The following is a 14,643-nucleotide window of genomic DNA, read 5'->3' as shown; positions in this document are numbered from 1 at the left end:
GGACACGGACCGCCCGAACGAGCTACTCCTGCTTCTTCCGCCGCGTCCCGAACACGATCTCGTCCCAGCTCGGCACCGCGGCGCGGCGGCCCGGACGGACGCCGTCCGCCTCGGCCTGACGGTCGGTCGAGCCGATGAGCCGGTCCCGGTGGCTGCTGACGGAACGCGGCATGAGGACGTCCGCGTACGCGGCCCCGGCCGAGGCCGCGGGGGCCGGCGGCTCCTCCGCCTCGGGCTCGAGGTCCGGCTCCTCGGAAACGGTCTCGGGCGCGCGCTCCGGGACGACCAGGTCGCCCCGGAAGCTCGGTACCGCCTCCAGCAGGCTGGTCAGCGAGTCCCGTTCACCCGACGCCGTGGCCGTCAGGGACTCCTCGTCGGGCTCGGACGCCTGCGCGGGCAGGCTCGGGCGGTCGCCGGGACGGTCGAGCGGGCGGTCCCGCGGCAGCCGGGCGATGCGCGGCACGAAGGGGAAGCTGGGCTCGGGCGCGGCGAGGTCGTCGGACTCGCCGATCAGCGAGCGCGCCTCGTCGTCGACGGCCTGGACGAGCCGCCGGGGCGGGTCGTAGGTCCAGCTCGCCGAGTGCGGCTCGCCCGCGACCCGGTAGACCAGCAGCACCTCCCAGGTGCCGTCGTCACGGCGCCAGGAGTCCCACTGGACGGTGTCCTTCTCGGCGCCGCGCAGCAGCAGCCGCTCCTGCACCGCCTCGCCCAGCGGGGGACCGGAGTTCTCACCGGGGCGGCGGACGGGGGTCTTGCGGGCACGCTCGGCCATGAACGCGCGCTCGGCGAGGACGGGGCCCTCGAAGCGGCGTACGCGGTCCACGGGGATGCCGGCCATCTGCGCGACCTCTTCCGCGGTCGCGCCCGCTCTTATACGCGCCTGGATGTCGCGGGGGCGGAGATGGCTCTCCACCTCGATCTCGATCTGGCCGAGGCGGGGACGGTCGCCGCGCACGGCGGCCCGGAGCCGTTCATCGATCGGAAGGGTGTACTCCGTGCTGTCCGCAGCCTTCAGCACCAGCCGTGTGCCGTCATTCGAGACGGCCACGACACGCAGTTCCGGCATGGGGACCTCCCGGGTGGTGCCTGCCGACGTCACGTGCGTCGCTGCTTCCGCTAGTCGAGTGTGGCCTGCCCGGGTGCAGCCTGCCACAACCTTGCCTCTTTGCCCGGCGTGTCGGGCGTGGGCCCTGGATCGCCGTTATGGCACGGTTACCTATTCGCAACGATCAGTGACCAACTGCGTCACCCTGCGCAACTAGCCCCCTCCCGGCGGTCCTTCGCGGTTCCGGGCACCCTGACGGGAGACCGGGCCCAAGGCTGGCAAGAGTACTCCATTTGGGCCACGTGCGTGGATTGGCACGCCGTGCAGCGAATCCTCTACGACCCCAGGACCCTCCGCAAGTAGTCGTTCCGGAACCGGCGTTCCGGGTCGAGCCGGTCCCGCAGCGCCGTGAACTCCCCGAAGCGCGGATACACCCGTGAGAGGTAACCGGCGTCGCGCGTGTGGATCTTCCCCCAGTGGGGACGCCCCTCGTGAGCGGTGAAGATGCGCTCGGCCGCGGTGAAGTACCCCTGATAGGGGGTGCCCTTGAACATGTGGACGGCGATGTAGGCGCTGTCCCGGCCGGACGCGGTGGACAGCGTGATGTCGTCGGCCGGCGCGGTGCGCACCTCGACGGGGAAGCTGACCCGCAGCGGGGAGCGGTCGACCATCGCCTTCAGCTCCCGCAGCGTCTTCACCAGGGCCGCGCGCGGGACGGCGTACTCCATCTCCACGAAGCGCACCCGGCGCGGCGAGGTGAAGACTTTGTACGGGATGTCGGTGTACGTCCGCGCGGAGAGCGCCCTGCTGGAGATACGCGCGATGGCCGGAATGCTCGCGGGCGCCGCGCGGCCGGCCCAGTTGGCCGCCTGGAAGACCCCGTTGGAGAGGAACTCGTCCTCGAACCACCCCTTGAACCGTGGCACCGGCCGCTCCGGGCCCGCGCTGCGGTTGTTGCGCTTGGTGTTGGTGTTGCCGGTGTGCGGGAACCAGTAGAACTCGAAGTGCTCGTTCTCGGCGTGCAACTGGTCGAACTCGGCGCAGACCCGGTCGAAGGGCATCGGCTCCTCGCGGGCCGTGAGCAGGAAGACCGGCTCCACGGCGAAGGTGATCGCGGTGACGACGCCGAGGGCACCGAGCCCGATCCGGGCGGCGGCGAAGACGTCCGGGTTCTCCTCCGCGGAGCAGGTGAGCACCGATCCGTCGGCGGTGACCAGTTCCAGGCCCCGGATCTGGGCGGCGATGGAGGCGGAGTCGCGGCCCGTGCCGTGGGTGCCCGTACTGATGGCCCCGGCGACCGTCTGCTCCATGATGTCGCCCATGTTGGTCAGCGACAGACCCTCCCGCGCGAGGGCCGTGTTCAGCCTCCTGAGCGGGGTGCCGGCCTCCACCGTGACCGTGCCGGCCGCGCGGTCGACGTGACGTATGCCCGTCAGCAGATGAGGGCGGATCAGCAGGCCGTCGGTGGCGGCTATGGAGGTGAACGAGTGGCCGGTGCCGACCGCCTTCACCGGCATGCCGTCCTCGGCGGCCCGGCGCACGGCGGCGGCCAGTTCGTCGACGGAGGCGGGCGCGACCTCCCGCGCGGGACGCACGGAGACGTTGCCGCCCCAGTTACGCCAGGTGCCGTTCTTCGTGCTCGTCGTGCCGACCAACGAAGCCTCCCCGTCCCGGAGCCGGCCGCTCGAGCCGGCGGTACCCGAGGAAACCGACCACGACCGCGACGGCCCCGGCCACCGCCGGAACCCCGTACCCAGCACGCGCCCCGGCCGCGTCGATCACCCAGCCGGCCACGGAGGAGCCGAGTGCGACCCCGACCGCGAGCCCGGTGCTCACCCAGGTCATGCCCTCGGTGAGCTGCGCGCGTGGTACGTGCTCTTCGATGAGGGACATCGTCGTGATCATCGTCGGAGCGATGGACAGACCCGCAACGAACAGCGCCACGGCCAGAAACGGCAGGTTCCCGACCAGTAGGAGTGGGATCATACTCACGGCCATGGCGCACACGCCCAGGAGCCAACGACGCTCCGGCGCCCCCGCGAAACGCAGCAGCCCGAACACGACGCCCGCCACGCAGGAGCCCAGCGCGTACACGGCGAGCACCACGCTCGCGGCGGCCTTGTGCCCCTCCTCCTCGGCGAAGGCCACGGTGACCACGTCCACGGCACCGAAGATCGCCCCCGTCGCCACGAACGTCGCGACCAGGACCTGGAGGCCCGGGGCACGCAGCGCCGTGCCGCCGCCGTCCTCGTGCTCGCGCGGGTGCGGCTCGGGCTCGGTGGCGCGCTGCGCGGTCAGCCAGAAGACACCGGCCGCCAGGAAGCAGGCCGCGAGCAGCGGGCCGGCCTCCGGGAACCAGGCCGTGGACAGCCCGATGGAGACGATCGGCCCGAAGATGAAGCAGATCTCGTCCACCACGGACTCGAAGGAGTACGCGGTGTGCAGCCGAGGAGTGCCCCGGTACAGGGCGGCCCACCGGGCCCGGATCATCGCGCCGACGCTCGGCACGCAGCCGATGCCCGCACACGCGACGAAGAGCACCCACTCCGGCCACTCGTAGTGCGCGGCGAACAGCAGTACCGCCGCCGCGGTGAGCGAGACCAGCGTCGCGGGGCGCAGCACCCGCCGCTGCCCGTACCGGTCCACCAGGCGCGAGACCTGCGGGCCCGCCACGGCGGCGGCCAGCGCGATGGTCGCCGACAGCGCGCCGGCCAGCCCGTACCGGCCGGTGAGCTGGGAGACCATCGTCACCACGCCGATGCCCATCATGGACAGCGGCATCCGGCCGAGGAAGCCCGCGGCGGAGAAGGCCTTGCTGCCGGGGGCGGCGAACAGGGCGCGGTAGGGGCTGGGCACGGGATCTCCGGAAGGGCTCAGTAAGGCGCGACCATAGTCGATACAGCTTACAGGTTAGGTCACCCTAATACACCCAGGAATCCCGCGTCGTGGCCGGTGACACCCCCCGCCCCCCGTCCCGGCCGTCAGCGCCGGGTGGCAGGATCGAGACATGCCTGACGTGCTCGATGCCAGCCCCTATGACGCCCTGCTCCTGCTCTCTTTCGGTGGTCCCGAAGGCCCGGACGACGTGGTCCCGTTCCTGGAGAACGTGACGCGCGGGCGCGGCATCCCCAAGGAACGCCTCAAGGAGGTCGGGCAGCACTACTTCCTCTTCGGCGGGGTCAGTCCCATCAACGAGCAGAACCGCGCCCTGCTGGACGCGCTGCGCGAGGACTTCGCCGCGCACGGCCTGGACCTGCCGGTCTACTGGGGCAACCGCAACTGGGCGCCCTACCTCACCGACACCCTGCGCGAGATGGTCCACGACGGCCGCCGCCGCGTCCTCGTCCTGGCCACCAGCGCCTACGCCTCGTACTCGGGTTGCCGCCAGTACCGCGAGAACCTCGCCGACGCCCTCGCGACCCTGGAGGAGGAAGGGCTGGAGCTGCCGAAGATCGACAAGCTGCGGCACTACTTCAACCACCCCGGCTTCGTCGAGCCCATGGTCGACGGGGTCGTGCGGTCCCTCGCCGACCTCCCCGAGGACGTCCGGGACGGCGCGCACCTCGCCTTCTGCACCCACTCCATCCCCACCTCCGCCGCCGACACCTCCGGCCCGGCCGAGGAGCACGGCGACGGCGGCGCGTACGTCCGGCAGCACCTGGACGTGGCCCGGGTGATCGCCGACGCCGTCCGCGAGCGCACCGGCGTCGACCGCCCCTGGCAGCTCGTCTACCAGTCCCGCTCCGGCGCCCCGCACATCCCCTGGCTGGAGCCCGACATCTGCGACCACCTCGAGGAGCGGCACGCGGCCGGGGTCCCGGCCGTGGTCATGGCCCCCATCGGCTTCGTCTCCGACCACATGGAGGTCATCTACGACCTCGACACCGAGGCCACCGCCAAGGCGGGGGAACTGGGCCTGCCGGTGCGCCGCTCGGCGACCGTCGGCGCCGACCCGCGGTTCGCCGCCGCGGTCCGCGAGCTGATCCTGGAACGCGCCACCGCCGAGCGGGGGCAGGACGTCACGCCGTGCGCCCTGGGCGCGCTCGGCGCGAGCCACAACCTCTGCCCGGTGGGCTGCTGCCCGGCCCGTGCCCCGCGTCCCGCCGCCGCGGGCGCCGACAGCCCCTACGCATGAGGAGCGCCGTGACCGACCCCCTGCACACGGAACTGCTGGAGCTCGCCCGGGAGGCCGCCCGCCGCGCGGGCGAGCTGCTGCGGGACGGCCGCCCGGCCGACCTCGCGGTCGCCGCGACCAAGTCCAGCCCGATCGACGTCGTCACCGAGATGGACATCGCGGCCGAGAAGCTGATCACCACGCTGATCGCCGAGCGCCGCCCGGAGGACGGCTTCCTCGGCGAGGAGGGCGCCTCCACCGAGGGCAGCAGCGGCATCCGCTGGGTGATCGACCCGCTCGACGGCACCGTCAACTACCTGTACGGCCTGCCCACCTGGGCCGTCTCCATCGCCGCCGAGCAGGACGGCGAGACCGTGGCCGGGGCGGTGGCGGCCCCCATGCGCGGTGAGGCGTACCACGCGGTACGCGGCGGCGGCGCCTGGGCCACCGGCGCCTGGGACGGCGAGCGGCGGCTGACCTGCCGTCCCTCGCCGCCCCTGGACCAGGCCCTGGTGTCGACCGGCTTCAACTACGTCACCGAGGTCCGCACCCACCAGGCCGACGTGGCGCAGCGCATGATCCCGCTGCTGCGGGACATCCGGCGGGGCGGCTCGGCCGCGATCGAGCTGTGCGACCTCGCGGCGGGACGCCTGGACGGCTACTACGAGCGGGGGCTGCACCCCTGGGACCTGGCGGCCGGTGACCTGATCGCCCGCGAGGCGGGCGCCCTGACCGGGGGCCGCCCCGGGGACCGCCCGTCCTGGGACCTCGCGGTCGCGGCCACCCCGGGGGTCTTCGAGCCGCTCCAGCGGCTGCTGGAGGACTTGGGAGCGTGGCACGACTGACCGGACGGTCCGTTCGCCCACGGGGCGCCTCAGCCGGTGCGGGCGGGAGAACAGACACGAACGGGCCCCGGCGCTGGATTCGCCGGGGCCCGTTCTCATGCGCGCCGATCAGACGCTGTACGCGCCGGTCAAACGCTGTACGCGCCGACCTCCACGCCGTGTTCGGCGGCGAGGCGGCGCAGGTCGTCGAGTTCGCCCTGTTCCACGTCGACGAGGAAGTCGTCGCCGTCGTCGCGAGCCCGCGACAGGTCGGACTCGGTCGCCTTTATGCGCTGCAGAAGTCCTGCGGTGAATGCGTCCATGCTGCGCCCCCTCGTCCTGGGTCGGTGGGTCGGTGGCACGGGGGTGTGCCGTTCGGAAGGGACGATCACGTCCGGAGCGAATGCCCAGCGCCGCTCGGCCGGGCGGCGACGGTGCCGGACATCCACGCCCGCTCTGCGGAAGCGGACTGTTACGTACCGCATGGTGGCGCGGTACGTGCAGAGCGTGATCGCGGGATGTAAAACCCGTCCTCCCCAAGCTCTCTTCCGGGGAAACCTAACCGCGCGAGAAATTCTCGTATTCCCGTCCCGTTCGTCCGGACGTTCCCCGGTCCCGCACCCGCCCGTTCCCCCGCCTTACAGCCGACTTACGGCCGAAAAGGGCAGGATGGAGGCAACACACCCACCCGTACCCCTGCCCGAGTGCGCCCTGCGGCGCTGTCCGATCAAGGGCGGGACCCGAGGAAGGACAAGCGACGTGCGCGTACTCGTCGTCGAGGACGAGCAACTGCTCGCCGATGCGGTGGCCACCGGACTGCGCCGGGAGGCCATGGCCGTCGACGTCGTGTACGACGGTGCGGCCGCCCTGGAGCGCATCGGCGTCAACGACTACGACGTGGTCGTCCTCGACCGCGACCTCCCGCTGGTGCACGGCGACGACGTCTGCCGCAGGATCGTCGAGCTCGGCATGCCCACGCGCGTGCTGATGCTCACGGCCTCCGGCGACGTCAGCGACCGGGTCGAGGGCCTGGAGATCGGCGCCGACGACTATCTGCCCAAGCCCTTCGCGTTCAGCGAGCTCATCGCCCGCGTGCGCGCCCTGGGGCGGCGTACGAGCGTTCCGCTGCCGCCCGTTCTGGAGCGTGCCGGGATCAAGCTCGACCCCAACCGCCGCGAGGTCTTCCGCGACGGCAAGGAGGTGCAGCTCGCGCCGAAGGAGTTCGCCGTCCTGGAGGTGCTCATGCGCAGCGAGGGCGCGGTCGTCTCCGCGGAGCAGCTCCTGGAGAAGGCCTGGGACGAGAACACGGACCCGTTCACCAACGTGGTGCGGGTGACCGTGATGACCCTGCGCCGCAAGCTGGGGGAGCCGCCGGTCATCGTGACCGTGCCCGGCTCCGGATACCGGATCTGATGACCGATGGCCGCCACCCCCGCGCCCCCCACGGCGCCCCCCAAGCCCACCTGGGACCCCCGCTCGGCCACTCCGCTGCCGTGGCTGCGTCCCACCATCCGGATACGGCTCACGCTGCTGTACGGCGGCATGTTCCTGATCGCCGGCATCCTGCTGCTGTCGATCATCTACCTGCTCGCCGCCCAGGCCCTGCGCACCGGCAGCCAGCCGCTGTTCAAGATCGTCGACTTCGACGGCCTGAGGGTCTCCAGCAACGACTGTCCGGGCATCGCCAACGGCAACCTGGAGCTGTCCGAGTTCAACGCCCGGATCAGTGACTGCATCGACCACCAGCGCCAGGTCGCCCTGGACAACCTGCTCAGCCGCTCCCTGCTGGCCCTGCTGGGCCTCGCCGTCATCGCCTTCGCCTTCGGCTACGCCATGGCCGGCCGGGTCCTGTCGCCGCTGGGCCGGATCACCCGCACCGCCCGCGCGGTGGCCGGTTCGGACCTGTCCCGCCGGATCGAGCTGGACGGCCCGGACGACGAGCTGAAGGAGCTGGCCGACACCTTCGACGACATGCTGGAGCGGCTCCAGCGGGCGTTCACCGCCCAGCAGCGCTTCGTGGGCAACGCCTCGCACGAGCTGCGCACCCCGCTGGCGATCAACCGCACGCTCCTGGAGGTGCACCTCTCCGACCCCGGAGCGCCGGTGGAGCTCCAGCAGCTCGGCAGGACGCTGCTGTCCACCAACGAGCGCAGCGAGCAGCTCGTGGAGGGTCTGCTGCTGCTCGCCCGCAGCGACAACCAGATCGTCGAGCGCAAGCCCGTGGACCTCGCCGAGGTCGCCACCCAGGCGATCGACCAGGTGCACGGCGAGGCGGAGGCCAAGGGCGTGGAGATCCGCGGCGCACGCCGGCCGGCGGTCGTCCAGGGCAACGGCGTCCTGCTGGAGCGGATCGCGCTGAACCTGGTGCAGAACGCCGTGCGGTACAACGTGCCCGAGGAGGGCTGGGTCGAGGTCACCACCGACGTGGAGCACGGACAGGCGGTCCTGGTGGTGTCGAACACGGGCCCGGTGGTACCGGCGTACGAGATCGACAACCTCTTCGAGCCGTTCCGGCGGCTGCGCACCGAGCGCACGGGCAGCGACAAGGGCGTCGGGCTCGGTCTGTCCATCGTCCGGTCGGTCGCACGGGCGCACGGCGGCCACATTTACGCACAACCGCGCGAAGGGGGCGGGCTCGTGATGCGTGTCACCCTGCCGATCTGAGATGATGCCGCCGACACAACGGGGTGTTCGCTTTGAGCGGAATTTTCGGGGCGCCTCTCCGGTATCCCCGTGTGTGATCGATCACAGCAGCGATTCCCCGGTCGTCCACTCTCCGTGATCATGTATCCCCGGGAAAGTCGGGAAAGTCCCGGTTTTCAGGGGGTCTGATCACGGGAAGTACACGGTGAGGCGCCTTTGGAGTGCGACATCCGGACCGTGTACGGTCCCCATCGCCATCCAAGCCGATCGCTCATGAGGAGTCCGGTTGGGTGTCGATTGAGTAACAGACCTTGATGTGAGGCAAAATCTCCGCCTCAGGTCGGGCACAAGTCCGGCCTCTCACGCGTTACGTGCGCTGGAGACACCGCATACACCCAGAGGGGGAGAGCGACAATGGCAACCGACTACGACACTCCACGCAAGACCGACGACGACGTCGACTCGGACAGCCTGGAAGAGCTGAAGGCCCGGCGGAACGACAAGTCGGCCTCGGCCGTGGACGTCGACGAGTTCGAGGCCGCCGAGGGCCTGGAACTTCCCGGAGCGGACCTCTCGAACGAGGAGCTGGCCGTCCGGGTCCTGCCCAAGCAGCAGGACGAGTTCACCTGCATGAGCTGCTTCCTGGTCCACCACCGCAGCCAGCTGGCCCGCGAGAAGAACGGCCAGCCGATCTGCCGCGACTGCGACTGAGGCGGGGTCGGCCGTGACTGGCTCGACCCCTCCGCGGAAGCGCCGCTTCTTCACGAGGGGAGCGGACCAAGGGGCCCAGGAGGGCCCGCAGCACGACACGCGTGACCAAGAGCGGGGCCCAACCGGTACCGGGGCGGCCTCGCTCGAAGCGGCAGTCGGCCGGGGTGACCTCCCGGAACCTCTGGAGGTCACCGCGCCCGTGGCGCACCGGCGGGTCGCCGTGATCCGCGAGAAGGCCCTGGAAGGCGCCCGCAAGGGCGGTGCCCGCGCCCGCGCGGGACTGGCGCATCTCGCGGACCGGATCATCGAGATCGCCCCGCGGGTGCCCGTACGCGACCTCGGGACGCTGCGCCGGCAGTTCCCCGGCCTGGGCCCCGAGGAGCTCGCGGACAAGCTCGTGGCGGGCGCCGCGAAGGCCACGGCGACGGTCGGGGCCGGGGTCGGCGCGGCGGCCATGATGCCCGTACCGCCCGCGATGCCGGCGGAGCTGGCCGCCGAGGTCACCGGCGTCGCCGCGATCGAGCTGAAGCTGATCGCCGAACTCCACGAGGTCTACGGCGTACGGCCGTCCGGCACCCTCGCCCAGCGCAGCACCGTGTACCTCAACTCCTGGTCGGAGGAGCGCGGCATCGAGGCCACCAGACCCTCGACCGTGAGCGCGGCGCTGAACAGCCGCATGAAGCGCGAACTGCGCCAGCGGATCATGAAGCGCATGGTCCGCAACCTGCCGAACCTGATGCCGTTCCTGGTGGGAGCCGCCGTGGGCGCCGCCATGAACCGCAGGGACACCAGAAAGCTCGCCGCACGCATCCGGGGCGACCTGCGCAGGATCCAGGTGCCCTGGGACGCGCTGCCGGCCCTCCCCGCCCTGGAGCGGCCCGAGGACGCCCTGCCCGAGGACGCCCTCAAGGAACTCGGCGGTCACGCGGGTGAGGACGACGGCCACCGGGCGCCGTGATCCGGCCGTTTCCCGGCCGCGCTCCCGTGCGGCGGCACACATCCCGGCCCTTGCGGCCCGAGCGTCCGCCGGGCACCCGTGCGACCGGGGCCGCTCGGCTTGACCGTGGTGCCGCGGGAGCGTCCCCGTGGTTCCGCGTCCCGCGTCGCCCGGGCGGCTGAACGTTCTCTCGCCCCCGCCGCCCCTTCCCTTCCCTGGGGGCTCCGCCCCCGGACCCCCTTCGCGCCCACGCGGCGGAGCCGCATGTCGACACAGCCCCACGCCCCTTTGCGGCCGGCCTTCTTGTCGGTCGTGGCGCGCCCGGGGCGGGGCGCCGCGCCCTCGCCTACGCGGCGTCGGTGGTGTTTCGGGCCGCTCGGAGTGCCTGTGCCAGTCGCTGGGGCTCGCGGGTCGACAGGAAGACGTAGGGGGTCGGGTCCGCCGGGTCCGTGACGTCCACGCGCAGCGCGCCGGGGATGTACGCCCGCAGCAGCATGAAGCAGCGCGGGTCGGCCTTGTAGGAGCGCCAGGCACGGGCCTCCTCGGCGTCCAGGATCTCCGCCTCGCCCAGCGCCGACACCGGGATCTTCGCCTCGCCCGCGATCAGGTGGCCGCCCACGACCCGGATGCGCACCGAGCCGTACGAACTCGCCACGACCGCCGCGGCGGCGGTGCCGCCGGCCAGGCCGCCGAGCATCGGCAGCGTGCCGAACGGCAGCAGGATCAGCGCCAGGGAGACCCCCACCAGGAAGGAGATCAGCCACCAGGAGCGGGGGGCGGTGAGGCGTTCTTCGTACGGGGAGGCGGAGAGCTGCATGAATCCAAGCTTGGCACGGTGTCGGGCCGGGGCTCACGCGCGGGTAAGGTCTGCGCCTGTGAGTGGTACTTCCGCAGCTCTTCAGCCCCCGGCCGACGCCGTGACACCGGTGCGTCACCCCGACGCTCCCGCGCCCGGCGAGCTCCTCGGCGCCCACTACGGCCAGTGTTTCGGCTGTGGCGGCGAGCAGCCCCACGGACTGCACCTCGAGGCCCGCGCGGGCGAAGGCGTGTCGATCACCGCCGAGTTCACCGTGCGGCCCGCCCACCAGGGTGCCCCGGGACTCGCGCACGGCGGGGTCCTCGCCACGGCCCTGGACGAGGCGCTCGGCTCGCTGAACTGGCTGCTGCGCACGATCGCGGTGACCGGCAGGCTGGAGACCGACTTCGTCCGGCCCGTGCCGGTCGGCACCGTGCTGCACCTTCAGGCCGAGGTGACGGCGGTGGCCGGCCGGAAGATCTACTGCACCGCCACCGGACGCGTCGGCGGTCCCGACGGGCCGGTCGCGGTCCGCGCCGACGCCCTGTTCGTCGAGGTCAAGGTCGACCACTTCGTCGACCACGGCCGCCAGGAGGAGATCCGGGCCGCGATGAGCGACCCCGACCAGGTCCGCCGCGTCCGCGCCTTCGAGGTGAACCCGTGAGCGGATCCCGCCCCGGCGCGCTCGAGGTGCTGATCCGGCGCGTCGACCCGGACGTACCGCTTCCGGCGTATGAGCACCCGGGGGACGCGGGAGCCGATCTGCGGACCACCGAGGCCCGCGAACTGGCCCCCGGCGAGCGGGCCGTCCTGCCCACGGGGGTGTCTGTGGCGCTGCCCGAGGGGTACGCGGCCTTCGTGCACCCGCGATCCGGACTCGCCGCCCGCTGCGGCGTCGCCCTGGTGAATGCCCCGGGGACGGTTGATGCCGGGTACCGTGGGGAGATCAAGGTGATCGTGGTGAATCTCGACCCGCGCGAGACCGTGCGGTTCGAGCGCTTCGACCGGATTGCCCAACTGGTCGTCCAGCAGGTCGAGAGGGTCCGCTTCGTGTCGGTCGCGGAGCTTCCCCCCTCGGCCCGGGCCGAGGGGGGCTTCGGGTCCACCGGCGGCCACGCCGCGGTGGAAGAAGGTAAGAGCGGCACAAGCGTTCAGGCCGCCACGGGCGGTACAGCGGGTGGGAATCGATACGCTTCGGTCGTATCCGACCGGGAAGGACAGTGACGTGTTCGGACGTCGCAAGAAGAAGGGTGCCGCCGACGGTGCGGCCGGCGAGGCCGAGCAGGTCGTCGACGGTGTCGACGCTGAGGCGGGCGAGGAGGCCGGGCGGCTGAGGCTCGAGCCGGCGCCGAGGCCCGACGGGCCCTGGGACAGCAGCGAGGTCAGCGCGCCCGGCGAGGGCCGGGTCGACCTGGGCGGCCTCTTCGTGCCCGGGGTCGACGGCATGGAGCTGCGGGTGGAGGTCGCGGGCGACGCGATCGTCGCGGCCACCGTCGTGCTGCGGGACAGCGCCATCCAGCTCCAGGCCTTCGCCGCGCCCAAGCGCGAGGGCATCTGGGGCGAGGTGCGCGAGGAGATCGCGGCCGGCATCACCCAGCAGGGCGGCATCATCGACGAGGTCGAGGGCCCGCTGGGCTGGGAGCTGCGGGCCCAGGTGCCGGTGCAGCTGCCGGACGGCACCGGCGGCTTCCAGGTCGTGCGGTTCGTCGGCGTGGACGGCCCCCGCTGGTTCCTGCGCGGGGTGATCTCGGGCCAGGGCGCGGTGCAGCCGGGGGCCGCCGGGCTGCTGGAGCAGATCTTCCGGGACACGGTCGTGGTGCGTGGTGAGGGCCCGATGGCCCCGCGCGACCCGATCGTCCTGAAGCTGCCGAACGACGCGCAGATGGTCCCGGAGAACGTGCAGCAGGAGGAGGGCGGCTCCCGCTTCGCCGGCGGCATGGGCCAGCTCCAGCGCGGACCGGAGATCACCGAGGTCCGCTAGCAGACCGGTCGAAGGGCCGCACCCCGCCAAGGGGTGCGGCCCTTTTCCGTGCGCATCCTTCGACGTCGGGGGTGCGGTTCTCTCCTGTGTGGGGCCCTCGGCGCTTTCCGTGCGCACCCTTCGACGTCGAGGGGAGCGGCCCTTTCCCGCACGGGCCCCTGACGCTTTCCGCGCGCCTCTCGGCGCTTTCCGTGTGCGGACCCTCGACGCTCTCCGCATGCGGACCCTTGACGCGGTATTGGTCTGGACCTATCGTCTCAGGCCATCCGAATGTTCAGAAAGGCGCTCATCGTTCACGTACGAGAACGGATGGATCCCCCACATGTCCTCTGCACCCCCACGCCGCCACCGCCGCAGAACCCGCACCGCGCTGTTCGCACTCCTGACCACGGTGCTGGTCGGCACCCTCGTACTCCGCCCCGACGCGGAACCCGCAGAAGCGGCCGCGGCCGCCCCCGCCGCCTTCGCCCACCCCGGAGTCACCGTCTCCCGGGGCCAGCTCGACTTCGCGCGGAGCAAGGTCGACGCCGGCGCCCAGCCCTGGAAGGGCGCCTTCGACCGGATGCTCGCGAGCAAGTACGCCGACCTGAACCGCACCCCCAAGCCCCGCGCGGTGGTCGAGTGCGGTTCGTACTCCAACCCGAACCTCGGCTGCACCGACGAGCGCGAGGACGCGATCGCCGCCTACACCGACGCGCTCGTCTGGTACGTCACCCGCGACGAGCGCTACGCGCGGAAGTCCATCGAGCTGATGGACGCCTGGTCCGCCGTGATCCGGGACCACACCAACAGCAACGCGCCCCTGCAGACCGGCTGGGCCGGCTCCTCCTGGCCCAAGGCCGCCGAGATCATCAAGCACACCTACACCGGCACCTGGGCGAACTCCGGCCGCTTCGCCACCATGCTCCGCGACGTCTACCTCCCCGAGATCATCAACGGCTCGAACTCCAACGGCAACTGGGAGCTGACGATGATGGAGGCCGCCGTCGGCATCTCCGTCTTCCTGGAGGACCGCGCCTCCTACGACAAGGCCATGGCGAAGTTCCGCACCCGCACCGCCGCCTACGTCTACCTGGAGTCCGACGGCGCCCTGCCGAAGACCGTGCCGAGCCAGAACCTGGACACCCGGGACAAGATCGTCAAGTACTGGCAGAACCAGTCCACCTTCGTCACCGGCCTCACCCAGGAGACCTGCCGCGACTTCACCCACACCGGCTACGGCATCTCCTCCATCTCGCACATCGCCGAGACCAGCCGCATCCAGGGCCAGGACCTCTACGGCACCGACGTCGGCGAACGGCTGCGGCACGCCCTCGGCTTCCAGGCGAAGTACGAGCAGGGCGCGGCCGTCCCGAGCTGGCTGTGCGGGGGCTCCCTGCACCTCGGCCTGGGCCCGGTCACCGAGGTCGGCTACAACGCCCTGCACAACCGCCTCGGCCACGCCATGACCAACACCCAGGCGCTCACCGAGCGCACCCGCCCCTCCGGCAGCAACAACCTCTTCGTCGCCTGGGAGACCCTCACCCACGGGGACAACCCGGCCTGAGGCGTTGATCGACCGGGCGCCGGCCGGGGATACTGGCGTCCGGTCC

General features: G+C 71.8%; 15 protein-coding genes. 10 read left to right on the top strand and 5 right to left on the bottom strand.

The genetic code is table 11. The annotated features are described in order from the left end of the window. Positions 1-22: 22 nt before the first annotated feature. From sepH to ACF1DX_RS11985, 3 genes are all read right to left on the bottom strand, one after another. A complete protein-coding gene (gene sepH, locus ACF1DX_RS11995) occupies positions 23-1,066 on the bottom strand; it encodes a septation protein SepH (protein WP_391791061.1) in 1,044 nt (347 codons plus the stop codon). Positions 1,067-1,380: 314 nt separating this feature from the next. Beyond that, complete coding sequence (locus ACF1DX_RS11990) at positions 1,381-2,700, bottom strand: D-arabinono-1,4-lactone oxidase (protein ID WP_391791060.1); 1,320 nt, start codon at positions 2,698-2,700, stop codon at positions 1,381-1,383. Continuing rightward, entirely contained in the window at positions 2,660-3,901 is a 1,242-nt protein-coding gene (locus tag ACF1DX_RS11985) for an MFS transporter (protein WP_391791059.1), read from the bottom strand. The genes ACF1DX_RS11990 and ACF1DX_RS11985 overlap by 41 nt, the downstream gene beginning before the upstream one ends. Positions 3,902-4,052: 151 nt before the next feature. Here ACF1DX_RS11985 and ACF1DX_RS11980 point away from each other — a divergent pair, with 151 nt between their 5' ends. Continuing rightward, the gene (locus ACF1DX_RS11980) at positions 4,053-5,180 is read left to right on the top strand and encodes a ferrochelatase (RefSeq protein WP_391791058.1); all 1,128 of its coding nucleotides are present in this window, start codon (positions 4,053-4,055) and stop codon (positions 5,178-5,180) included. A gap of 8 nt (positions 5,181-5,188) precedes the next feature. Then, on the top strand, positions 5,189-6,004 hold the full coding sequence (locus tag ACF1DX_RS11975) for an inositol monophosphatase family protein (protein ID WP_391791057.1): 816 nt from the start codon (positions 5,189-5,191) through the stop codon (positions 6,002-6,004). A 128-nt stretch (positions 6,005-6,132) separates the two neighbouring features. Here the strand turns inward: ACF1DX_RS11975 and ACF1DX_RS11970 are convergent, their stop codons facing one another. Next, on the bottom strand, positions 6,133-6,306 hold the full coding sequence (locus tag ACF1DX_RS11970; RefSeq protein WP_167748545.1) for a hypothetical protein: 174 nt from the start codon (positions 6,304-6,306) through the stop codon (positions 6,133-6,135). A 436-nt stretch (positions 6,307-6,742) separates the two neighbouring features. Between ACF1DX_RS11970 and ACF1DX_RS11965 the strand changes: the two genes are divergently transcribed. From ACF1DX_RS11965 to ACF1DX_RS11950, 4 genes are all read left to right on the top strand, one after another. Next, positions 6,743-7,396 (top strand): response regulator transcription factor, encoded by a 654-nt coding sequence (locus tag ACF1DX_RS11965; protein WP_007387794.1) that lies wholly within the window; start codon positions 6,743-6,745, stop codon positions 7,394-7,396. 6 nt (positions 7,397-7,402) lie between these two features. Further along, the gene (locus tag ACF1DX_RS11960) at positions 7,403-8,647 is read left to right on the top strand and encodes a sensor histidine kinase (RefSeq protein ID WP_391791056.1); all 1,245 of its coding nucleotides are present in this window, start codon (positions 7,403-7,405) and stop codon (positions 8,645-8,647) included. Positions 8,648-9,040: 393 nt separating this feature from the next. Beyond that, positions 9,041-9,337 carry a DUF4193 domain-containing protein gene (locus ACF1DX_RS11955; RefSeq protein ID WP_003993510.1) on the top strand — a complete coding sequence of 99 codons (297 nt, stop codon included), beginning with the start codon at positions 9,041-9,043 and terminating at the stop codon, positions 9,335-9,337. A 13-nt stretch (positions 9,338-9,350) separates the two neighbouring features. Continuing rightward, positions 9,351-10,295 carry a hypothetical protein gene (locus ACF1DX_RS11950; RefSeq protein ID WP_391791055.1) on the top strand — a complete coding sequence of 315 codons (945 nt, stop codon included), beginning with the start codon at positions 9,351-9,353 and terminating at the stop codon, positions 10,293-10,295. A gap of 325 nt (positions 10,296-10,620) precedes the next feature. Here the strand turns inward: ACF1DX_RS11950 and ACF1DX_RS11945 are convergent, their stop codons facing one another. Further along, the gene (locus ACF1DX_RS11945) at positions 10,621-11,091 is read right to left on the bottom strand and encodes a DUF3093 domain-containing protein (protein ID WP_391791054.1); all 471 of its coding nucleotides are present in this window, start codon (positions 11,089-11,091) and stop codon (positions 10,621-10,623) included. Positions 11,092-11,149: 58 nt separating this feature from the next. Between ACF1DX_RS11945 and ACF1DX_RS11940 the strand changes: the two genes are divergently transcribed. The 4 genes from ACF1DX_RS11940 (at position 11,150) to ACF1DX_RS11925 (ending at position 14,597) form a co-directional block, all read left to right on the top strand. Further along, positions 11,150-11,734, top strand: a complete 585-nt coding sequence (locus tag ACF1DX_RS11940) for a PaaI family thioesterase (RefSeq protein WP_391791053.1) — start codon at positions 11,150-11,152, stop codon at positions 11,732-11,734. Continuing rightward, positions 11,731-12,294: a dUTP diphosphatase gene (dut, locus tag ACF1DX_RS11935; protein ID WP_030862205.1), complete on the top strand. Its 564-nt coding sequence runs from the start codon at positions 11,731-11,733 to the stop codon at positions 12,292-12,294. The genes ACF1DX_RS11940 and dut overlap by 4 nt, the downstream gene beginning before the upstream one ends. Before the next feature lies 1 nt (position 12,295). After that, on the top strand, positions 12,296-13,051 hold the full coding sequence (locus ACF1DX_RS11930; RefSeq protein ID WP_391791052.1) for a DUF3710 domain-containing protein: 756 nt from the start codon (positions 12,296-12,298) through the stop codon (positions 13,049-13,051). A 322-nt stretch (positions 13,052-13,373) separates the two neighbouring features. Next, entirely contained in the window at positions 13,374-14,597 is a 1,224-nt protein-coding gene (locus tag ACF1DX_RS11925) for an alginate lyase family protein (RefSeq protein WP_391791051.1), read from the top strand. Positions 14,598-14,643 lie beyond the last annotated feature (46 nt).

The organism is Streptomyces sp. NPDC014676, from assembly GCF_043084105.1.
Classification (GTDB): Bacteria; Actinomycetota; Actinomycetes; order Streptomycetales; family Streptomycetaceae; genus Streptomyces.
This window is presented reverse-complemented; position numbering and strand designations above follow the sequence as displayed.